18 protein-coding genes and 2 pseudogenes are annotated in these 20,455 nt (G+C 65.8%); 16 read left to right on the top strand and 4 right to left on the bottom strand.

Annotated features, from left to right (window positions below; genetic code table 11):
* Both RHODMAR_RS27085 and RHODMAR_RS20105 read left to right on the top strand, forming a co-directional pair.
* Positions 1–482, top strand: a pseudogene (locus RHODMAR_RS27085) (hypothetical protein); the annotation flags it as partial.
* Positions 479–748, top strand: a complete 270-nt coding sequence (locus RHODMAR_RS20105) for a hypothetical protein (RefSeq protein WP_042939951.1) — start codon at positions 479–481, stop codon at positions 746–748. The pseudogene RHODMAR_RS27085 and the gene RHODMAR_RS20105, both read left to right, overlap by 4 nt.
* 22 nt (positions 749–770) lie before the next feature.
* Here RHODMAR_RS20105 and RHODMAR_RS20100 read toward each other — a convergent pair whose 3' ends face one another.
* Positions 771–1,631: a dienelactone hydrolase family protein gene (locus RHODMAR_RS20100; RefSeq protein ID WP_042939960.1), complete on the bottom strand. Its 861-nt coding sequence runs from the start codon at positions 1,629–1,631 to the stop codon at positions 771–773.
* A gap of 100 nt (positions 1,632–1,731) precedes the next feature.
* On the opposite strand from RHODMAR_RS20100, the gene glmS reads away from it, so the two are divergent.
* From glmS to tsaD, 8 genes and pseudogenes are all read left to right on the top strand, one after another.
* On the top strand, positions 1,732–3,594 hold the full coding sequence (glmS, locus tag RHODMAR_RS20095) for a glutamine--fructose-6-phosphate transaminase (isomerizing) (RefSeq protein WP_008718169.1): 1,863 nt from the start codon (positions 1,732–1,734) through the stop codon (positions 3,592–3,594).
* Positions 3,595–3,726: 132 nt separating this feature from the next.
* Positions 3,727–5,168, top strand: a pseudogene (locus RHODMAR_RS20090) (NAD(P)H-hydrate dehydratase).
* A 91-nt stretch (positions 5,169–5,259) separates the two neighbouring features.
* A complete protein-coding gene (gene alr / locus RHODMAR_RS28735) occupies positions 5,260–6,432 on the top strand; it encodes an alanine racemase (protein WP_232433725.1) in 1,173 nt (390 codons plus the stop codon).
* A 3-nt stretch (positions 6,433–6,435) separates the two neighbouring features.
* On the top strand, positions 6,436–7,455 hold the full coding sequence (locus tag RHODMAR_RS28730) for an alpha/beta fold hydrolase (protein WP_008718164.1): 1,020 nt from the start codon (positions 6,436–6,438) through the stop codon (positions 7,453–7,455).
* Entirely contained in the window at positions 7,448–7,945 is a 498-nt protein-coding gene (gene tsaE, locus RHODMAR_RS20075) for a tRNA (adenosine(37)-N6)-threonylcarbamoyltransferase complex ATPase subunit type 1 TsaE (protein ID WP_008718161.1), read from the top strand. Before RHODMAR_RS28730 ends, tsaE begins: the two co-directional genes overlap by 8 nt.
* Before the next feature lie 63 nt (positions 7,946–8,008).
* Positions 8,009–8,689: a tRNA (adenosine(37)-N6)-threonylcarbamoyltransferase complex dimerization subunit type 1 TsaB gene (gene tsaB, locus RHODMAR_RS20070; RefSeq protein ID WP_042939950.1), complete on the top strand. Its 681-nt coding sequence runs from the start codon at positions 8,009–8,011 to the stop codon at positions 8,687–8,689.
* Positions 8,686–9,177 carry a ribosomal protein S18-alanine N-acetyltransferase gene (gene rimI / locus RHODMAR_RS20065; RefSeq protein WP_008718155.1) on the top strand — a complete coding sequence of 164 codons (492 nt, stop codon included), beginning with the start codon at positions 8,686–8,688 and terminating at the stop codon, positions 9,175–9,177. The genes tsaB and rimI overlap by 4 nt, the downstream gene beginning before the upstream one ends.
* Positions 9,174–10,211, top strand: coding sequence for a tRNA (adenosine(37)-N6)-threonylcarbamoyltransferase complex transferase subunit TsaD (gene tsaD, locus RHODMAR_RS20060; protein WP_008718153.1), 1,038 nt, complete (start codon positions 9,174–9,176; stop codon positions 10,209–10,211). The genes rimI and tsaD overlap by 4 nt, the downstream gene beginning before the upstream one ends.
* On the opposite strand, the gene RHODMAR_RS27080 is transcribed toward tsaD, so the two are convergent.
* On the bottom strand, positions 10,196–11,851 hold the full coding sequence (locus RHODMAR_RS27080) for an Hsp70 family protein (RefSeq protein ID WP_157226151.1): 1,656 nt from the start codon (positions 11,849–11,851) through the stop codon (positions 10,196–10,198). The two genes, tsaD and RHODMAR_RS27080, sit on opposite strands and share 16 nt — an antisense overlap.
* A 565-nt stretch (positions 11,852–12,416) precedes the next feature.
* Between RHODMAR_RS27080 and groES the strand changes: the two genes are divergently transcribed.
* Together groES and groL are read left to right on the top strand one after the other, a co-directional pair.
* Positions 12,417–12,716, top strand: coding sequence for a co-chaperone GroES (groES, locus tag RHODMAR_RS20050; RefSeq protein ID WP_008718149.1), 300 nt, complete (start codon positions 12,417–12,419; stop codon positions 12,714–12,716).
* 97 nt (positions 12,717–12,813) lie between these two features.
* Complete coding sequence (gene groL, locus RHODMAR_RS20045) at positions 12,814–14,427, top strand: chaperonin GroEL (protein WP_008718147.1); 1,614 nt, start codon at positions 12,814–12,816, stop codon at positions 14,425–14,427.
* Positions 14,428–14,496: 69 nt separating this feature from the next.
* Here groL and RHODMAR_RS20040 read toward each other — a convergent pair whose 3' ends face one another.
* Entirely contained in the window at positions 14,497–14,790 is a 294-nt protein-coding gene (locus RHODMAR_RS20040; RefSeq protein WP_008718144.1) for a WhiB family transcriptional regulator, read from the bottom strand.
* 753 nt (positions 14,791–15,543) lie between these two features.
* On the opposite strand from RHODMAR_RS20040, the gene RHODMAR_RS20035 reads away from it, so the two are divergent.
* The 3 genes from RHODMAR_RS20035 to RHODMAR_RS20025 all read left to right on the top strand — a co-directional run bounded on the left by RHODMAR_RS20035 (position 15,544) and on the right by RHODMAR_RS20025 (position 18,098).
* Positions 15,544–16,371, top strand: coding sequence for a hypothetical protein (locus tag RHODMAR_RS20035; RefSeq protein WP_232433723.1), 828 nt, complete (start codon positions 15,544–15,546; stop codon positions 16,369–16,371).
* A gap of 136 nt (positions 16,372–16,507) precedes the next feature.
* Positions 16,508–17,086: a sigma-70 family RNA polymerase sigma factor gene (locus RHODMAR_RS20030; RefSeq protein WP_008718139.1), complete on the top strand. Its 579-nt coding sequence runs from the start codon at positions 16,508–16,510 to the stop codon at positions 17,084–17,086.
* Positions 17,079–18,098, top strand: coding sequence for an anti-sigma-D factor RsdA (locus RHODMAR_RS20025; protein WP_008718138.1), 1,020 nt, complete (start codon positions 17,079–17,081; stop codon positions 18,096–18,098). The genes RHODMAR_RS20030 and RHODMAR_RS20025 overlap by 8 nt, the downstream gene beginning before the upstream one ends.
* 111 nt (positions 18,099–18,209) lie before the next feature.
* Here the strand turns inward: RHODMAR_RS20025 and RHODMAR_RS20020 are convergent, their stop codons facing one another.
* On the bottom strand, positions 18,210–18,614 hold the full coding sequence (locus RHODMAR_RS20020; protein WP_032378069.1) for a DUF5319 domain-containing protein: 405 nt from the start codon (positions 18,612–18,614) through the stop codon (positions 18,210–18,212).
* A 300-nt stretch (positions 18,615–18,914) separates the two neighbouring features.
* Here RHODMAR_RS20020 and guaB point away from each other — a divergent pair, with 300 nt between their 5' ends.
* Positions 18,915–20,438, top strand: coding sequence for an IMP dehydrogenase (gene guaB / locus RHODMAR_RS20015; protein WP_008718133.1), 1,524 nt, complete (start codon positions 18,915–18,917; stop codon positions 20,436–20,438).
* Positions 20,439–20,455 lie beyond the last annotated feature (17 nt).

The raw sequence follows: 20,455 nt of genomic DNA, 5'->3' as shown, positions 1-20,455 counted from the left end.
TTCGCTCGTTCGAGCTCCGAATCGGTCCGTTCGGCCTGCCCGAGATCGTCGAGATTCCCGATGCTGCTGACAGCTTCGAAACACAGCATGCGGACGCACCGCAGGCACCGACGTCTGCCGCCGCTGTGCCGGTAGAGGACGTGCCGGTCGAACCCGTGCCTGAGCCCGAGACGGCACAGGAAGGCGACTCGGATCCAGCGGCCGAGTCGGCATCGACCGAACGTGCACCGACCGAATCGGCACCGGGCAGTGTGACGACCGATGCGGTGGTGGATGCACAGGAGCAGTGCCTGGCCGATTCAGCAGGGGAGGCGCGGCCCGTCGAAGCTGTCTCGGTTGAGGAGCCTGCCGAGGACGAACCGCCTGCAGGCGGGCATCCGGTATCCGCAGATCGCCACCTACCCGAAGATCAGCCCAACCCGGATGCGCCGCGACCCGAGCCGGGTACCGGTGCCGGGCTGAGCGAAGCGGGGACACTGTGAGCATCGACAGCGGTTGGCGACGAGAGCTGCACCGGATACGCGACGATCATCGACGTGCGATGGCGCGCGCGGCCGACATGGTCGGCCGGGCCCAGACTCCCACAGCTGTTGTGGACCGACGCACATCCGGCACCGCGAACCGACCCGATGGCGAGGGCGGTCCGATTCGCGGCTCGGTGCTACAGCCTGCTCACCTGGACCGGCGAGAGCCCACACAGCAGGTGGAGACCGAACCCGAAGACCGGCCGCGATCGTGGCTGGTCTGACGCCGGACGGCGTCGAGCAGGGTCAGCCGCGGCCGAGCATGGCCTTGATCGACGCGGTCGCCTTCGGTTTGGGCTGCGCGTCGAGTGGGGCGTGGGGATCGACCGCTCTGGTGCCGTCGATCTCTCCGGTCGATCCGGCCAGCTCCTCGTAGTCGGAGTCACCGGTCAGGTGGAACAGCAGGAACGCGGTGAGTACGGCTCGCGCGCGCTGCTGCGTCTTGCGATCGGGTTTGTTGATGCCGAGTCTGCTGAGGATTCGCCTGCCCTCGACGAATCCGTCCGCGGTAGAGCCGTCGACTCGGCGCAGGATCGATGGTCCGTGCCAGGCTTGCGCAAGAGCGAGCGAGTTGTCGGTGAGCGAATCGGCGTTCGAGTTGTCGCCGACGACGAGCCCGGGCGCGGTCAGACCGGCAGCGGCGTCCTCGGACGAGGGTGCTGTCGGGGCCGGGAACAGCGCGGCGACGGCCTTGATGTCCGATCGTCCGGATGCAGCGAGAACAGCGGTGCCGGCACCCATTGCATGACCGGCTGTGGCGAGTTTGTCCGGATGCACGCTGATGTTGCCTGGGCCGAGCCGCACGCCGGTCATGATGTCGAGCACAGTCCCGAGATCGGTGGCGAGTCCGCGATGCGAGGGAACGAGGCCGCGTTCGGAATCCGGCGCTGCAACGACCATGCCCCAGGACGCCAAGTGCTTCAGAGTGTCGGTGTAGTTGCCGGGTCGCAGCATCCAGCCGTGTGCGAAGGCCACGCCGGGCAGGCCGAAGCCCTCGGCGGGGGTGTACACGACGCCGGGTTGCCCGGCGAGGGCCAGGTTGCCTCGGAGCACCTTGTGCGGGCCACGCTTGGAGAGAGCAGATGCCAGCTTCTTCGGTTTCGCCACGGGAGATGACGCTACCGAACGCCGGCGACTCAGGGGGACACCGGACACGTCCACCCGAGCGAATGGGTCGTGCGGGTCGTGCCGAGTACCCTGAATCACCATGTGCGGAATCGTGGGTTACGTCGGCCACCGCCCAGCTCTGGGTGTGGTGGTCGAAGCGCTTCGGCGTATGGAATATCGGGGCTACGACTCTGCGGGGATCGCGATTCTCGATGGAGCGGGAGCGAGTGCGGTCGAGCGCAAAGCGGGCCGGCTGGCGAATCTGGAAGCCGAGCTGGACGACATCGGCACCGACACGTTCGTCGGCACCACCGGAATGGGCCACACCCGGTGGGCGACGCACGGGCGGCCTACCGATCGCAACGCCCATCCCCATCAGGATGCGTCGGGCACGGTCGCGGTGGTGCACAACGGCATCATCGAGAACTTCGGTCCGCTGCGCGCCGAACTCGAAGCAGCCGGTATCGAGTTCCTGTCCGATACCGACACCGAGGTCGCAGTGCACATGGTCTCGCGTGCCTACTCCGACGGCCCGACGGCGGGCGACTTCGTAGCCAGCGCGAAAGCAGTTCTGCGTCGACTCGAAGGCGCATTCACCCTGGTGTTCACCCATTCCGATCACGCGGACACGATCGTCGCGGCGCGCCGCTCGACGCCACTGGTGCTCGGGGTCGGTGACGGTGAGATGTTCCTGGGATCCGATGTTGCCGCGTTCATCGAGCACACCCGCGACGCCGTCGAGCTCGGCCAGGATCAGGTCGTGGTGATCACCGCCGACGGATACGACATCACCGACTTCGACGGTAACGAGGCGAAGGGGCGTCCGTTCCGAATCGACTGGGATCTGGCAGCCGCCGAGAAGGGCGGCCACGACTACTTCATGCTCAAGGAGATCCAGGAGCAACCCGCCGCCGTGGCGGACACGCTGCTCGGTCACTTCGCCAACGGTCGAATCGTGCTCGACGAGCAGCGTCTGTCCGATCAGGAACTGCGCGATGTGGACAAGGTGTTCGTCGTGGCCTGCGGCAGCGCATATCACTCGGGTCTGCTCGCGAAGTACGCGATCGAGCATTGGACCAGGCTCCCCGTCGAGGTGGAATTGGCCAGCGAGTTCCGCTATCGCGACCCGGTTCTGGATCGATCGACCCTGGTCGTCGCCATCTCCCAGTCCGGCGAGACCGCCGACACACTCGAGGCCGTGCGGCACGCCAAGGATCAGAAGGCGCGCGTTCTGGCCGTGTGCAACACCAACGGCTCGCAGATTCCTCGCGAAGCCGACGCCGTTCTCTACACCCGGGCAGGTCCGGAAATCGGGGTGGCCTCGACCAAGGCTTTTCTCGCCCAGGTGACTGCGAACTACCTGGTCGGTCTTGCGTTGGCGCAGGCCCGAGGCACCAAGTATCCCGACGAGGTCGCCCGTGAATTCGCCGAACTCGAGGCCATGCCCGAGTTGGTGCAACGGGTTCTCGAGACAGTCGAGCCGGTTCGAGCGCTCGCACGCGAGCTCTCGACGGCCACGACCATTCTGTTCCTCGGCCGCCACGTCGGGTATCCGGTCGCGCTCGAAGGCGCGCTCAAGCTCAAGGAACTCGCCTACATGCATGCAGAAGGATTTGCGGCGGGCGAGCTCAAGCACGGACCTATCGCGCTCATCGAGGACGGTGTGCCGGTGATCATCGTGATGCCGTCGCCGAAGGGTCGCGCGGTGCTGCATTCGAAGATGCTGAGCAACATTCGTGAGATCCAGGCGCGCGGTGCGCGAACGGTCGTCATCGCCGAGGAAGGCGACGAGGCAGTGCGTCCCTTCGCAGACGATCTGATCGAGATTCCGGCCGCGTCCACGCTGTTGCAGCCGCTGTTGTCCACGATCCCGCTGCAGGTGTTCGCGGCCGAGGTCGCCCAGGCGCGTGGCTACGACGTGGACAAGCCGCGCAACCTGGCCAAGTCCGTCACCGTCGAGTAGCGCGCGGACATTCGACGACTACTGCACCCTTCATCGCGGATGGAGGGTGCAGTAGTCGTTGTGCGCAGAGTCGGTCGAAGATCTCCACGTAGGCTCGGGGTCCACCTCAGCAGGAAACGAGAGGACGTAGGCATGCGCGGCTACTACACCCCGGAGCAGATTCGGAATGCGGAAGCGCCGCTGCTGGACTCCTTGCCGAACGGGGTGCTCATGCGCCGCGCCGCGTACGGCTTGGCCGCCATCGTGGCGGGCGAGCTGGCTGCGCGCACGGGTGGCGTAGCGGGGCGGCAAGTGACGATCCTGGTGGGCACGGGTGACAACGGCGGCGACGGCCTCTGGGCGGGGACGTATCTGCGTCGTCGGGGAGTGTCGGTGTCTGCGCTTCTACTCGACCCGGAGCGGGCTCATGCCGAAGGGCTCGAGGCCCTGCGCGCGTCGGGCGGGCGGGTGGTGACACGGTGCGGACCGGCCGACATCGTCGTCGACGCCATCGTGGGAATTTCCGGCACGGGTCCGCTGCGGCCCGATGCCGCCGCGATCGTCCGGCAGATCACCGCGCCGATCGTGGCGGTGGATGTGCCCAGTGGAGTCGACGCCGAGACTGGGGCCGCGCCGGGTCCGGCGGTGACGGCCGACGTGACGGTCACGTTCGGTGCCCGCAAACCAGTTCACGTTCTCGCCGTGCCTCGTTGTGGCCGAGTCGAACTGGTCGATATCGGGCTCGAGCTCTCGGCTCCGGCGATGATGTCGTGGGAGCCGGCCGACGTAGGTCGGGTCTGGCCGATCCCTACTGCCTCGGACGACAAGTACTCGCAGGGAGTCATCGGTGTCCTGGCCGGTAGCTCGACGTTCCCCGGTGCCGCTCTGCTCTGTGTCGGAGCTGCGGTTGCGGCCACCTCCGGAATGGTCCGCTATGTGGGAAGCGCAGGTGCAGAGGTTGTTTCGCACCACCCGGAAGTGGTGGTCGCCCCGGATCTCGAATCGGCAGGGAGAGTTCAGGCCTGGGTGGTCGGTCCAGGCTTCGGCACCGACGAGGACTCGGCAGACATCGTGCGGAGGGTCCTGGAAACGGATCTGCCGGTCGTCGTGGACGCGGACGCACTGACGGTCCTCGCACGCAACGAACACTGGGTCGCCGGGCGTACGGCACCGACTCTGCTGACCCCGCACGCCGGCGAATTCGCACGCCTGACCGGATCGGACCCCGGCCGCGACCGCGTGGGAGCGGTTCGAGATCTCGCCGAACGATGGGGGGTGACCGTGCTGCTCAAGGGCCGCGCAACGATCATCGCCGATGCCGACCGCACCACCTTCGTCAGTGACGCGGGGGATCGGCCGCATCGACCGCCGGGTCCGGTGATGTTCTTTCGGGCATCCTCGGGGCCTTGCTCGCCTCGGGAATGTCACCGTCGAACGCGGCCGCCTGTGGGGCGAGGGTGCACGCACTGGCCGCCGCCCGAGCCGCGCACGGGCTCGGCGGGGAATTCGCGGCACCCATTTCGGCGAGCCCGCTGTGTGCGTCCATCCCGGACGCGATCCGCACTGTGCGCTCACTCACAGACGGGCAGCGATAGTTTCGGACTTCACTCGAGGCGTCGGGGTGTGTCACGAGTTGTGCCACCCTGATCCGTCGTATGCCCGGCTCGGATGGCACTATCGAATGTTGTGAGTATCGGCTGTGGTGACGAGAGGATCGATTCGGGTGCGGTAGCGTCCGTCGATCTTGACGCAGTGGCCCACAACGTTCGCGAGTTGCAGCAGTTCGCCGGCGACGCCGCCGTGATGGCGGTTGTCAAAGCCGATGGATACAACCACGGCGGCGTCGAGGTCGCGCGTGCCGCGATCGCGGCAGGAGCGCACGAGCTCGGTGTCACCACCATCGGTGAGGCCCTCGAACTTCGCGCAGCGGGGATCACCGTCCCCATGCTGGCGTGGCTGCACCGAACGGATTCGGACTTCGCTGCTGCCATCGACGAGCAGGTGGGAATCGCAGTATCCACAGCCGGTCAGCTCGACGCCGTGGTGGAGGCCGCACGCCGCGTCGGGCGAACCGCCGATCTCTCGCTCAAGATCGATACCGGTCTCAATCGCAACGGCGTCGCGGAAGCCGACCTCGATGCAGTCCTCGACGCGACGGCAGCTGCCGTCGCGTCCGGCAGTGTTCGGCTGACCGGCATGTTCTCGCACCTGGCCTGTGCCGATGAACCCGAACACCCCGCCAACGATGCGCAGGCCGAGCGGCTTCGCGATGCAGTCGGTCGCGCCGCCCGCCGCGGAACGCCTCCCGGTGTCGTCCACCTGTCCAACTCCGCGGCCACGCTGACCAGGCCCGACCTCGGTTTCGACATGGTTCGTCCGGGTATCGCTCTCTATGGCATGTCACCGATACCCGACCTGGGAACGTTCGGATTGCGTCCGGTGATGACATTGTCTGCTCAGGTGGCGAACATCAAGAAGGTGAGCGAAGGTGAGTCGGTGTCCTACGGTTACACCTGGACCGCCCCTGCCGACACCGTGGTCGCTCTCATCGCTCTCGGATATGCCGACGGTGTGGTCCGCCGACTCGGCGGGCGATTCGAGGTGACGATCGCAGGCCGACGCTATCCATCAGTGGGCCGAGTGTGCATGGATCAATTCGTCGTCGATCTCGGCGGTGACTCCTCGGGTGTCGCGGTCGGCGACGAAGCACTACTGTTCGGGCCGGGGGACAGGGGAGAGGCGAACGCTCAGGATTGGGCGGATGCGCTCGAGACCATCAGCTACGAGGTCGTCACCGGCATTCGTGGACGTGTTCGACGACGCTTCGTCGGCGCGCGCTCAGGGGAGGCGGCACACTAGATCATGCTTGGATTGCTGGAGAGTATTGCAATTGTGACGCGTGAAACGCTGTTCCGGTCCAACAAGGACCCGCTGGCCACCGAGAATCTCGACCTCATGGACGCCGACCGCGGCAGCATCGTCACCGCGGACGACGGTGTGCCGCTGGCCGTACGCGAGGTCGGCCCGTCGGACGCCGACCTGACCGTGATCTTCGTGCACGGGTACTGCCTGCGCACGTCGTCCTGGCATTTTCAGCGTCGCTCACTCGAACAACAGTGGGGTTCGACGGTGCGCATGGTGTTCTACGACCAGCGCGGGCACGGACGCTCGGGTGTGCCGAGCCCGGAGAGCTGCACCATCGGCCAACTCGGCCTCGATCTGGACGCAGTGATTCGATCGGTGGTACCGAAGGGGCGCATCGTGTTGGTCGGGCACTCGATGGGTGGGATGTCGATTCTGTCCATGGCGCGGCAACGAGCGGACGTGCTGCGCGATCGCGTGATCGGTGCCGTGCTGATCTCGACGACCGCTGCGGGTCTGGCTCGGTCCGGCGTGGGTCGGAGTCTGCAGAACCCGGTGGTCGATGCGTTCCGGCTCGCGGTACGCACTTCTCCCGGTGTCGTGCAATTCGGCCGCGGCGCGGTGCGCGCGATCATCTCGCCTGTACTGCGCGCGGCTTCCTACGGCACCAGGGTCTCGCCTCGATTGGTCGAGTTCTCCCAGTCGATGATCGACGACACGTCCGTCGTCACCATCGTCAACTTTCTCGAGACACTCGAGTTGCACGACGAGTCCGAGGCGCTGCTGGAATTCGAGAACATTCCGGTGTCGGTGGTGTGCGGCGACGAGGATTGGATCATTCCGTTCACCAGTTCGGATGCGTTGGCTCAGGCCTTGCCTCGGTCGGAGATGGTGCGGGTCCGTCAGGGCGGGCATCTGGTCCAGCTCGAATTCCCGGAGCAGGTCAACGGCGCAATCGTGCGGCTGGTGGCTCGGGCCTCGGAAGCCGCGGGCAAGAAGCGCCGGTGGGGCGTTGTCTGACGAGCGGCTGACCTTGCCGTTGAATGCAGACCTGGCCACCGCCGCAGACACCGCTGCGTTCGGTGCGCGACTGGCGGATGTTCTGGTCGCCGGCGACCTGGTGATTCTCGACGGTCCGTTGGGGGCCGGTAAGACGGCCATGACCAAAGGCATTGCAGCCGGCCTCGGTGTACAGGGGCGGGTGACCTCGCCCACATTCGTCATTGCCCGTGAGCATAGGCCCGGACCACGGCCGCATGGGTTGCCGCCGGTTGCGCTGGTCCACGTCGATGCCTATCGACTCGGATCGACCGGACAGTCGGCACTCGACGAACTCGATGCCCTCGACCTCGACACCGACCTCACCGACGCCGTCGTCGTCGTCGAGTGGGGCGAGGGACTGGTGGAGAAGCTGACGGATCGGCATGTGTCTGTTCGGTTGACGCGAGACCCGGATTCCGATGTTCGACGCGTGATCGCGCGTCGGGTCGGCAGCGGTTCTTCCCCGTAGGACATGCGCTGATCCGGTACCGGGTGCACGGACCTATCGCTGTCGACGGTAATCTGAAACATCGTGCTTGTACTTGCCGTCGACACCTCGACCCCCGCTGTCACCGCAGGTCTTGTGCGCCTGACCGAGTCGACCGACGCCACCCCCGGCTCCGTTACCACGACTCTCGCGACGAGGGTTCGGGTGGATGCGCGCTCCCACGCGGAGATTTTGACCCCGAACATTCTCGAGTGCCTCGACGAAGCCGGCATCACCGCCGCCGATCTCGACGCGGTCGTCGTCGGTATCGGGCCCGGCCCGTACACCGGGTTGCGGGTGGGAATGGCGACTGCGGCGGCGTTCGGCGACGCACTCGGCTTGCCGGTGTACGGCGTCTGCAGCCTCGACGCCATCTCGGCCGATGTGTCCGAACCCGGGTCCCTGCTGGTGGTGACCGATGCTCGTCGACGCGAAATCTACTGGGCACGTTATGAAGCTGGAGTTCGCGTCGCCGGTCCCGATGTGATCGCTCCGGCCGAGCTGGGCCATGGCGGGGTCGATGTGGTCGCCGGGTCCGGTCCGCATGCGGCGGCGTTCGGGCTTCCGGTTCGCGATGTGCAGGCACCGTCTCCGGCAGGCTTGGTCACGGTCGCCGCCGCCGATATCGAGAGCCGAGTCGTTCCCGGTCCGCTCGTCCCGCTCTACCTGCGCCGTCCCGACGCCAAAACGCTCGACGAGCGTGCGGCAGCGAAGGCTCGGCCGTGACACTGTCGATCGAGCCCATGACGGTGCAGGACGCTCCTCGGTGTGCCTACCTCGAGACGGTGCTCTTCGAGGGCGACGACCCGTGGTCCGAGGGTGCATTTGTCGCGGAACTGGCTGCGCCCCATAATCATTACGTCACAGCACGTGAGAACGGCGAGGTGATCGGCTATGCGGGGGTTGCTCTGCTCGGTCAGCCGAGCCGCGGTGCGTTCGTGGTCGGTGAGTCCGAGGTACACACCATCGGCGTCGATCCGGCACATCACCGAAGAGGCATCGGGGGCGCACTGCTCGGCGAACTACTGCGGGTAGCCGACGAGCATGGTGGCCCGGTCTTTCTCGAGGTCCGCACCGACAACGATCCTGCCATCGAGTTGTACCGACGCGAGGGGTTCGAGATCGTGGGTACCAGGGCCAAGTACTACCAGCCGAGCGGAGCCGATGCCTTCACCATGCGTCGGCCGGAGAAGACGGAAGGATCAGCTCGATGATCGTCATGGGTATCGAAAGTTCCTGCGACGAAACGGGAGTCGGGATCGTCCGGTGGGCCGATGCGGGGCACTGCGAGCTGTTGGCGGACGAGGTGGCCTCGAGTGTCGACGAGCACGCCCGCTACGGTGGAGTGGTACCCGAGGTGGCGTCACGGGCGCACCTCGAAGCCATTGTGCCGACGATGCGGCGCGCGCTGGCGACCGCAGACATCGACCGACCAGACGCCGTCGCAGTGACGATCGGGCCCGGGTTGGCAGGCGCGTTGCTGGTCGGGGTTGCCGCTGCCAAGGCGTACGCCGCAGCGTGGGGCGTGCCCTTCTATGCGGTGAACCATCTCGGTGGCCACGTCGCGGTCGACACACTCGAGCACGGTCCGATGCCGTCGTGCGTGGCGCTACTGGTTTCCGGCGGGCACACTCATCTGCTGCATGTGGACGATCTTTCACGTCCCATCGCCGAGCTCGGTACCACGGTCGACGACGCCGCCGGAGAGGCTTTCGACAAGGTAGCGCGATTGCTCGGATTGGGCTATCCCGGCGGTCCAGCTCTGGATGCGGCTGCGCGCGAAGGTGATCCGACCGCGATCGCGTTTCCCCGGGGCATGACCGGACCGCGAGATGCGCGCTACGACTTCTCGTTCTCGGGAGTCAAGACCGCGGTCGCTCGGTTCGTCGAGGCCAGGCAACGTGCCGGAGATCCTATTCCCGTCGCGGATATCGCCGCATCGTTCCAGGAGTCCGTCGCCGACGTGTTGACGATGAAAGCAGTCCGCGCGGCAACCGACGTCGACGTCGACACGATCGTTCTCGGCGGGGGTGCCACCGCCAACTCTCGCATCCGATCACTGATCGAAAGTCGTTGTGCCGAGCAGGGTTTGAACCTGAGAATCCCGAAGCCGCGACTGTGTACCGACAACGGCGTGATGATCGCGGCCTTGGGTGCGCATCTCGTCGCAGGCGGGGCACCGCCGTCCGCGCTCACCGCAGTGACCGATCCCGGCCTGTCGGTGGCGACCAGTCAGGTGCCGGGCTGAGCGCCCTGAGTATCCGACGCGGAGGGCTCGGGCGGGCGCGGGGTCGCCGAATCGCTGGACGTTCGCGGCTCGCTCGTCACACCGGATGCCTCGGGCGCTGCAACCGGTGGTGACCATACCGTGGGCGGCGCAGTCAGTTCCGGCGTCGGATCCGATGCGGTCTCGGTGGTGGGCACAGTGATCGATTCCGTCGGAACCTGGGTGAACTCGGGGGTCGCCTCCGGTGTGGATTCCGGCGTCGGCGCGGGGCCGGCCGGACTCGATTCGCCCGGCTCCGACGTCTCGCTCGGTGCGGCGGACGGAACCGGAATCGTGGTGACGGCGGGTGAAGGCTCGACCGATGCGTCGCTGGTGGCCTCGGGGGAGGGGCGATCCGGAGTGGAGCCGGCCGGCCATTCGATCGCTGGAAGATCCGGTCCGGGGCGCAGAGTCGGAGTAGTGGTGGGCGGTGCGGCGGTGGTGAATTGCGCCGAGGACCCGGTGGAGTCGATCGTGGTCCGGGTCGGATCGAATCGCTCCCCGGGGGTGCTGCCTCGGGTCGGCCGATCGGTGTCGATCGAATAACCGTCGGCTATCGGCCCGCCGCCGCCGGATTCGGCAGCGGATTGGGCGGCGGATTGGGCGGCACTTCCGGCCGGCGAGACGCTGGGGTCGTCGCCGGGGTTCATCGCCTGCACGCCGTAGGCGAGAACCAGACCGCCTGCGACGACGGCTGCGGCGATCGCACCGGAGTACCGACTCATCCTGCCGCCGGCGTTGCGAGCAGCCGCCACGAGTTGAAATTCGCTACCGACGATCGATGCGGCAACCGTGGCCGCGCCGATGGCGAGAACGGCGTCGGGTTCTGGTAGCCGAATCACGGGGGCATGGAAGATGTCGGTGAGGGTGGTAGCGAGCAACGGAACGTGCGCGCCGCCACCGATCAACACGATGGCCTGGGGCTCGTAGGCACTGTCGTCGAACACTTCACGTACGAATTCGGCGGCCGAGTCGAAGATCGGGGACGCTGCGGTATCGAAGGCGTCACGAGTGACCGTCAGCGGTATGCCGCTGTAGCGCTCGATCTGGACCTCGTCCGCGCGGGAGAGCTGTTCCTTGATCGATCGGTACCGAGCCGATCCGATTCCGCGGTCGTCCCGGATGTCGTCCCGAAGATTGTCACGGGTCATGTCCTGCACGAGATTCTTGACGAGTGCGTTCAGTGTGTCACCGCCGGCAGCGTCCGAGCGGCCGTGCGAGAGCACCGTTCCCGCGGCCCGGTCGGTGGCGGTGACCGATAGACCCGACGCCCCGAGGTCGACGAAAGAAATCGTGTCGTATCCGTCGATCAGGCCCGTGGTCGCCAGGTGCGCCGTCGCGGCCGCGGATTCGGGCACCAGACGAACGTCGCGGGTGGTGTGCGCGAGCGCTGCTCGGATGCCCGCGGCGTGTTCCTCGGTGCGATAGGTAACGGCGATCACGTCGGGGGATCGATGGCCGGGGATGAGCGAGGCCATGAGTTCGATGGCAGAGGTGACCAGTACGCCCATGTCGGTATTGGCTTGGCGATCGGCCGAGACGGTGCGGTACTCGACTTCGCGACTACCGTCGCTGTCGACCGAGACGAGGGCTGCGCACACGACCTCGGATCCAGTGGACACGCCCACTCCTACCCGCACTGTGCACCTCCACCCTGTGTGTCTGCCGTCGTTCTTGTCCTCCGTGAATCAACTGCCTCGGCTGCTATGTCGGGGCACAGTTGTAGATCGTTATCATTCGGACATCTCCGTTATCGTAACGTTACTTAGGGGTTCGATGCGAGCTCGATATTCCGTTCGGTCGGTTATCGGGTCGGCGGTCACAGTGTTCTACCTGGCGTTTTTGCGGAACGAAAGGTTTCGGAAAAAGCAGGAAAGTGGGTTTCGGTATTCGGCGATTCGGGCTCGAATTCGGGCAATTCGCACCGGCGGACATTGCAGTGGTGGGCGACCCGTAGCCGCCGCACGTCGGTGCGCGCGCGCCGCAATCCGGACCTGGCGAACCCAGCCCTTGAGTGCTGGCACTCTCGTGTATAGAGTGCTAGTTGGCACCGAGTGAAGTCCCGGCACCCGCGACGACGGGAACGAGCTCCTGCCGTGTTTGTCAGGACCGCACGAGAAGTACTTACACACAGCTGCCCGGGGATCCGACCCCGGGCGCGTACCCCATAACTTTGGAGGGCTCAACGTGGCGAGCGTGAAAATCAAGCCGCTCGAGGACAAGATCCTCGTCCAGGCCAACGAGGCCGAGACGACGACCGCCTCCGGTCTGGTCATCCCCGACACAGCCAAGGAGAAGCCCCAGGAGGGCACCGTCGTCGCCGTGGGCGAAGGCCGTGTCACCGAGAAGGGCAACCGCATCCCGGTCGACGTCAAAGAGGGTGACACCGTCATCTACAGCAAGTACGGCGGCACCGAGATCAAGTACGCCGGCGAGGAGTACCTGATTCTGTCGGCACGCGACGTGCTGGCCGTCATCGCCAAGTAGGCAACAACGCATGCCGCCCCGGTCGCCGATTTCGTATCGGTCCCGGGGCGGTGTGCGTTCGATCGAGTTTCTTTACTCGAAGGAGTAACACCGAAACATGGCAAAGCAAATCCAATTCAACGAGGAAGCTCGCCGCGCACTCGAGCGTGGCGTCGACAAGCTCGCCGATGCAGTCAAGGTCACGCTCGGGCCGCGAGGACGCCACGTCGTCCTGTCCAAGGCATTCGGCGGTCCGACGGTCACCAACGACGGTGTGTCCATCGCGCGTGAGATCGATCTGGAAGATCCGTTCGAGAACCTCGGCGCGCAGCTGGTCAAGAGCGTTGCCACCAAGACCAATGACGTCGCAGGCGACGGAACCACCACCGCGACGGTTCTCGCGCAGGCTCTGGTCCGTGGCGGTCTGAAGAACATCGCAGCGGGTGCGAACCCGATTGCGCTCGGTACCGGCATCTCCAAGGCCGCCGACAAGGTCGCCGAGGCTCTGCTCGCGGCCGCCACTCCGGTCGAGGGCAAGCAGGCCATCGCCCAGGTCGCCACCGTGTCCTCGCGCGACCCCGAGATCGGCGAGCTCGTCGGCGAGGCGCTCACCCGCGTCGGCGCAGACGGCGTCGTCACTGTCGAAGAGTCCTCGACTCTGCTCACCGAACTCGCGGTCACCGAGGGCGTGCAGTTCGACAAGGGCTACCTCTCCCCGTACTTCGTCACCGACGTCGACACCCAAGAGGCCGTTCTCGAGGACGCATACATTCTGCTCTACCGCGAGAAGATCACGTCGCTTCCGGATTTCCTTCCCCTGTTGGAGAAGGTTGCCGAGAGCGGCAAGCCGTTGCTCATCCTCGCCGAGGACACCGAGGGCGAAGTTCTCTCGACGCTGGTCGTCAACTCCATCCGCAAGACGATCAAGGCCGTCGCCGTCAAGGCGCCGTTCTTCGGAGATCGACGCAAGGCGTTCCTGGACGACCTCGCGGTCGTGACGGCCGGTCAGGTCATCACCGCCGACGTCGGGCTGAGCCTGAAGGAAGCCAACCTCGAGCTGCTCGGCCGCGCACGTCGCGTCGTCGTCACCAAGGACGACACGACCATCGTCGACGGTGCGGGCACGCAGGACGACATCGACGCGCGCGTCGGTCAACTCCGCCGCGAGATCGAGAACACCGAGTCCGAGTGGGACCGCGAGAAGCTCGAAGAGCGTCTGGCGAAGCTCTCGGGCGGCATCGCGGTCATCAAGGTCGGCGCTGCCACCGAGACCGAGCTCAAGGAACGCAAGTTCCGCGTCGACGATGCCGTGGCGGCAGCCAAGGCCGCAATCGAAGAGGGAATCGTTCCCGGCGGCGGTTCGGCTCTGACTCAGGCTGCGTTGGCTCTGGCCGACGATCTCGGTCTGACCGGGGACGAAGCCACCGGAGTGGCCGTGGTGCGCACTGCACTCAATGCGCCGCTGTTCTGGATCGCCTCCAATGCGGGCATCGACGGTTCCGTGGTTGTCAGCAAGGTAGCCGAATTGCCGAAGGGGCACGGATTCAATGCCGCGACCTTGACGTACGGTGACCTGCTGGCCGACGGCGTCGTCGATCCGGTGAAGGTGACTCGCTCCGCTGTGGTCAATGCCGCATCGGTTGCTCGGATGATCCTGACGACCGAGAGCGCGATCGTGGAGAAGCCGGAAGAGGCCCCCGAGCCTTCTGCCGGGCACGGACACGCTCACTGACGTTCGGTAGTAGAAGACAGAAGCCCCCAACCCGTTCGGGTTGGGGGCTTCGTCGTGTGTTCCGGGGAGCTATACCGCGATGCGACGGCGGTTGTGCCGGACGTGCAGTTCTCGTTCGGTCTCGGACATCCCGCCCCAGATGCCGTACGGCTCGCTGACGTTCAGGGCGTGCGTGCGGCATTGTGCGAGAACTGGGCAGCTGCGGCACATTTCCTTGGCGCGCATCTCGCGCTGTGCTCGGGCCCGGCCTCGCTCGCCATCCGGGTGGAAGAACATGGACGAGTCGACGCCACGGCACAGGCCGTGCATCTGCCAGTCCCAGATGTCGGCATTCGGCCCAGGGAGGTGGTTCGGCTGCGGCATGAGAACTCCTAGGGTGGTGTGGCTTCTCGGATTCGTGATCCGAATGCCGACAACGTTATGTGGATCGACGAAATCGAGTCAATAGTTCTCTTTCGTGGGCAAATGCATAGTTATGGGGCGAAGAATTAACACGGTCGATATTTACTTCGACCTGATCGCGTGCGTCTCGTTCCTGTTGAAGAATCCGTCGAGGCAGGGGACCATGGAGAGGGCGTAGGCCTTTCCTGTCTCGCTGTGGAGCGGCCCTCCGGTGATCGCCGGCCTCCGGAGTCCTCGATCTCGACTGGCCGATCCAGACTGCTGGAGCAGGCGTCCATGCTGGTCCGCGGCGTCACGGTGATCCCGAGGAAGAGTCGGTCGATACTTTCTGGTTCGGCGTCGTGTCGCTCGTCCGACACCGCGAGCGGTCTCCGTCAGCGCACCCGCGAACCACTCGGTGCGGGTCTGGGCATCACGCGACGGTCGCAGTTGTGTCTGTTCACGGTTCGGTGCTTTACGGAGGCGATTAACCTATTCGCCACACAGCGTTCAGATTTTCGTCTCCAAAACGGCCTTCGTTTACATTGTTAATTCCTTGAAAACTGCATTTCGCGGCTGGACTGGAAGCGTGCATCCGGCACCGGCGACCGATCGGTGAAATCCCGAACAATTGATTCCTTGTGATCCCGGTTCTCGTGCAACTGTGGAATTCGCCCGCGTCCGTCACCGGCGGCAGCAGTCGGACGCGGCCGGCGCAGGCCCTACCCTTGCGTCGTGCCATCAGACCAGAGCTCGCTGTTCCCCCCGCTGCAGTCCGAGCTCCTCGACATCGCCTTCGGCGCGAAACCCGGCTGCTTCCCGCTTCCGACGGCCACCGATCCATCCGGAAGCTGGCATCGCAGTGTCGCGTTGGCAGGCCAGGGTCGGTACAGCGCAGCGGACATCGAGCTGCGGCGGTGCCCACCCCGCAGTCCGGAACTCGCGTCGCTGCACGCCTCGACCAGAGCTTCCTGGCTCCGCCAGCTGGGCAGGCACGAGAGAGCGCGCCGTTTCGACGGCCGGGCGGTGTTCCTCGTCGGCCTGGTGGGGTCGCCGCGGTCGAGGGACTCGGTCGAGGCCCGCAGTGACGCGTTGACCGGCCTGGCTGCAGATGCGCTTGGTAGTGGCCGGTTCCGGCTGGCGCAGACGCTGCTGGAGCGCGGCGCCGAGCAGTGGCAGAGTCCGGCCGGTCGCGACCTGTGGCGTCCGCCGCTGCGAGCAGCGTGGGTGGCTGCCGAACTGGCGATGATGCGCGGTGACGGCCACACGGCCGTCCGACACGCCGAATCCGCGCGAGCTCTTGCCGACGATGCCGATTCGTTACGCCACAGCATCAAGACCGACCTGGTGTTCGCGGCGGCACTGAGCTGCGCGGGCGAGACCACCCGTGCTCATGACGCGGCTATCGAGGTGGCCTGCGCTGCAGCGATACACGATTTACTGCCGCTGAGGTGGGCCGCGACGATGCTGTGCGAGGGAACCGGAGGCGTCGACGCAGGGATGGTCGCGTCCGCCGACTTGGCCGCCGCGATCGGTCGTCGGGGTGGTTCGTCGGTCGACTGACCAGGACCGCCATCGGACACGGACCGAGCGGTTCGGTTGCTGGGGGGTGGTGTCGCTATCCTTGGTCTCGTTCCACCACCACGTGGAAGCGCTCCCTGGCGGGTGCGCACCTGTAACGCGGGGAAATTTGCTGACGATGAACACAACGGGTGAGGAGTTGGACTCTTTCGTCGTTGCCGCAGCGCAAGGCGATCGACTGGCTCTGTCCCGGGTCTTGGAGTTCATCCGGCCACTTGTCGTCCGGTACTGCCGGGCGCGAGTCGGTTCGGCTGAGCGTGGTCAGTTATCGGCTGACGACGTGGCGCAGGAGGTCTGTTTGGCAGTCATGACCGCCTTGCCGCGTTACCAGGATCAAGGTCGTCCGTTCATGGCGTTCGTGTACGGCATCGCAGCTCACAAGGTCGCCGATGCTCATCGCAGCGCCTCGCGTAACAAATCGGACCCGGCCGCCGAAGTACCAGATGTCGTGTCGATGGAACACGGACCGGAGCAACGTGCTCTCGAATCCGAGTCGAGTCGACAGATGACTGCACTGCTGGACACCTTGCCCGCCAAGCACCGCGAAATATTGGTGCTCCGACTCATCGTCGGGTTGTCGGCCGAGGAGACAGCGGCAGCGGTCGGCAGCACTGCAGGCGCTATCCGCGTGGCTCAGCACCGAGCTATCGCAAAACTGAAGAACGAAGTTGTGAGAGCAGGTGAAATGTATGGCTAGGGACAATGGTGATGGTGGCACCGGTGAGACACCGCGTCGCGGAATCTCACGTATCGGTGAGCACGTGAGCTCCACTGAACCGAAGCGGAACGATCCCTACGCCGACATCGGTGCAGACGGTGGTCCCGTGGACCTCTCCGCCGTACGTCGTGACGATGCATTCATCGACGCGATCAGCGGTGACGGACCAATCGCTACCGATGACGCGGACGAGTATCAACTCGCCCTTCTGCTGGCCAGTTGGCGAGCAGATGTGATGTCGCCGGCTATGCCCGCCGGCCCCTCCCTCGAAGTTGTGGTCGCCTCGGTCGAACGCGAGAAGCTCGCCGCCGACATGGCCCGGTCGAGTTCGGCCGGTAACGGCGGACGGATGCGACTGCTGCGTCCGATCGCCGGTGCCGCCGCCGCTATCGCCGTCGTGATGGGTGGCCTGTTGGTCATCTCCTACAACTCGACACCCGACGATCCGCTGTGGAGCGTCAAGTCCGTCGTCTTCTCCGACCAGGCCGATTCGACTGTCGCGCAGATAGATACGACGTCGAAGCTCCGTGAGGCGGAGAATCTGCTGTCGTCGGGAAATGCCGACGCCGCTCGGTCTGTGCTCGACGGCGCATCGGACCGCAGCTCGGGGGTGCTCGACGACGGCGAGCGCGCTGAGCTCGATCAATGGCTGGCTCGTCTGCAGCAGGAGTTGCAAGCATTGACCGTGCCCGCGCCGGTGCCGCCCGCGGAACCGGTTCCGAGTGTGCCGGATCCGGTTACCGGCCCCGACGTCTCCGTGCCTCCCGCCACGGTGGTCACGACAGTGCCCGACACCAGTGCCGTACCGGTGTCTCCGAGTCCGGTCACGTCGACGCCGGAAAGCCCGAGTGCCACGACGACTCCGAGTCGGACGACCACGGCTGCCACGCCGACTGTGCTCGTCGGTCCGGATCAACCGACCGCCACTGCCGGTGGCAGTACCTCGTCCGGCATTCGTGATCGCACGTCCGTCCCGGCCGGCGGTAGTTGAGTTCAGTTTTCGGACATCATCAGCGTCCGTACAGACAGCGAAGAAGCCCGACACGATGAAAGTGTCGGGCTTCTTCGCTGTCCTAGTTCTTCGTTGCGGTAGTTCCGAAGCTCAGCTGTCGAATCCGTCGCCGTGCAAGGCGTCGTTCATCGATGCGTCCGCGAACCCGCGGCAGTAGTCCCAGGTGACATAGGCGTCGGGAACGGGGTCGTACGCCGGCTCGTGCGGCCGGACAGTTCCGTCGACCAGAAGCTGCAACAGGTTTGCTCGCAGCATGTCCCAGTCGTGGTAGTGATCTTGCTGGCAGTCCTCGCAGCACACGACCAAGCCGCGAATGCCGCGGTGGCCGAGCAGTGCTTCGTAGACAGCAAGATCGGCCAGGTCCTCTTCGACAGCCAGTCGCTCCTGGGGATCGAGAGGCTGGCCCGGCTCGATGGCGTCGAGAGCAGCCGACGGGTCGGCTGGGTCTCCGGCGAAGGGATCCGGGGGTAAACCGGGAGGCAGTTGATCGCGCACGCCTCCACGGTACGCAGGATTGGTGGGTCTGCGCCAGCCGTTCGAAAGCGACATGCCGGACGCAGTTGCTACCTGCACTCGATCCGGGGCCGGTTTTCGGTGCCGCCGGCAGCCCGTAGTGGGAGGCGTTCGCACTGGTTGTGCGCTAGCCGATACCATGGTTCACGGCGCTGAACAGATGAGTGCAAGTGCCGAAACTCCATCCGTTCTTCAATCCCGCACTGCGGCGCGCCTGCGAGCTCTCACCGGCTCGCACGCCGCGCCCAGGTGCAACCAGGCTCTAGGGAGGGCCAGATTCGCATGAGTAGTCCCGGAGCCCACGTCCGCACAGGCGGCGACGATCCCAACAAGGTCGCGATGCTCGGCCTCACGTTCGACGACGTCCTGCTGCTGCCGGCCGCTTCGGATCTGATACCCAGCGCGGTCGACACGTCCAGTCAGATCACTCGCGAGATCCGATTGCGGGTGCCACTGGTCAGCTCGGCCATGGACACCGTGACCGAGGCACGGATGGCCATCGCGATGGCCCGTGCCGGCGGCATGGGTGTGTTGCACCGCAACCTGTCGCTGCAGGATCAAGCGTCGCAGGTGGAGACCGTCAAACGCTCCGAAGCCGGGATGGTCACCGATCCGGTCACCTGCAAGCCCACCGATTCGCTGGCCGAGGTCGACGCCATGTGCGCGCGCTTCCGCATCTCGGGGCTGCCGGTCACCGACGAGACCGGCGCGCTCGTGGGCATCATCACCAACCGCGACATGCGCTTCGAGGTCGATCAGAACCGTCGCGTGGCCGATGTCATGACCAAGGCGCCGTTGATCACTGCGCAGGAAGGCGTCACTGCCGAAGCAGCCCTCGGCTTGCTGCGTCGCCACAAGATCGAGAAGCTCCCGATCGTGGACGGCAAGGGCGCGCTCACCGGTCTGATCACCGTCAAGGACTTCGTCAAGACCGAGCAGCATCCCGATGCCACCAAGGACCGGGACGGGCGGCTGCTCGTCGGTGCCGCAGTGGGTGTCGGGCAGGATGCCTGGGCACGGTCGATGGCGCTGTCCGATGCGGGCGTCGACGTCATCATCGTCGACACCGCACACGGTCACAATTCGCAGGTGCTCGAGATGGTCAGCAAGCTCAAGGCCGAGGTCGGTGACCGTGTGCAGGTGGTCGGCGGCAACGTCGCCACCCGCGCTGGTGCGCTCGCTCTCGTCGAGGCAGGCGCGGACGCGGTCAAGGTGGGCGTCGGACCGGGATCCATCTGCACCACCCGAGTGGTTGCCGGCGTCGGCGCTCCGCAGATCACCGCCATCCTCGAAGCCGTCGCCGCGTGCAAGCCGCACGGCGTTCCGGTCATCGCCGACGGTGGTCTGCAGTTCTCCGGCGACATCGCCAAGGCGCTCGCTGCCGGCGCGTCGACCGCCATGCTCGGATCGTTGTTGGCCGGAACCGCCGAATCCCCCGGTGAGCTGATCCTGGTCGGTGGCAAGCAGTTCAAGAGCTACCGCGGCATGGGTTCGCTCGGAGCGATGCAGGGACGTGGCGGAGCGCAGTCGTTCTCCAAGGACCGTTACTTCCAGGACGATGTGCTGGCCGAGGACAAGCTGGTGCCCGAGGGCATCGAAGGCCGCGTCCCCTACCGGGGCCCGTTGAGTCAGGTCATCCACCAGCTCACCGGTGGTCTGCGGGCCGCTATGGGGTACACCGGGTCCACCTCGATCGAGGACCTGCAGAACGCTCAGTTCGTGCAGATCACTGCGGCCGGTCTCAAGGAGAGCCACCCGCACGACGTCACGATGACTGCGGAAGCCCCGAACTACACCACCCGATAGTCGGTTCGGCCTCATCT

This window comes from Rhodococcus sp. AW25M09, assembly GCF_000333955.1.
GTDB lineage: Bacteria > Actinomycetota > Actinomycetes > Mycobacteriales > Mycobacteriaceae > Rhodococcoides.
This window is presented reverse-complemented; position numbering and strand designations above follow the sequence as displayed.

Bases quoted from the DNA above. Each gene is read 5' to 3' on its own strand.
- glmS (WP_008718169.1), top strand. From the start codon at position 1,732: ATGTGCGGAATCGTGGGTTACGTCGGCCACCGCCCAGCTCTGGGTGTG.
- RHODMAR_RS28730 (WP_008718164.1), top strand. From the start codon at position 6,436: ATGCTTGGATTGCTGGAGAGTATTGCAATTGTGACGCGTGAAACGCTG.
- tsaD (WP_008718153.1), top strand. From the start codon at position 9,174: ATGATCGTCATGGGTATCGAAAGTTCCTGCGACGAAACGGGAGTCGGG.
- groL (WP_008718147.1), top strand. From the start codon at position 12,814: ATGGCAAAGCAAATCCAATTCAACGAGGAAGCTCGCCGCGCACTCGAG.
- RHODMAR_RS20040 (WP_008718144.1), bottom strand. From the start codon at position 14,790: ATGCCGCAGCCGAACCACCTCCCTGGGCCGAATGCCGACATCTGGGAC.
- RHODMAR_RS20030 (WP_008718139.1), top strand. From the start codon at position 16,508: ATGAACACAACGGGTGAGGAGTTGGACTCTTTCGTCGTTGCCGCAGCG.
- RHODMAR_RS20025 (WP_008718138.1), top strand. From the start codon at position 17,079: ATGGCTAGGGACAATGGTGATGGTGGCACCGGTGAGACACCGCGTCGC.
- guaB (WP_008718133.1), top strand. From the start codon at position 18,915: ATGAGTAGTCCCGGAGCCCACGTCCGCACAGGCGGCGACGATCCCAAC.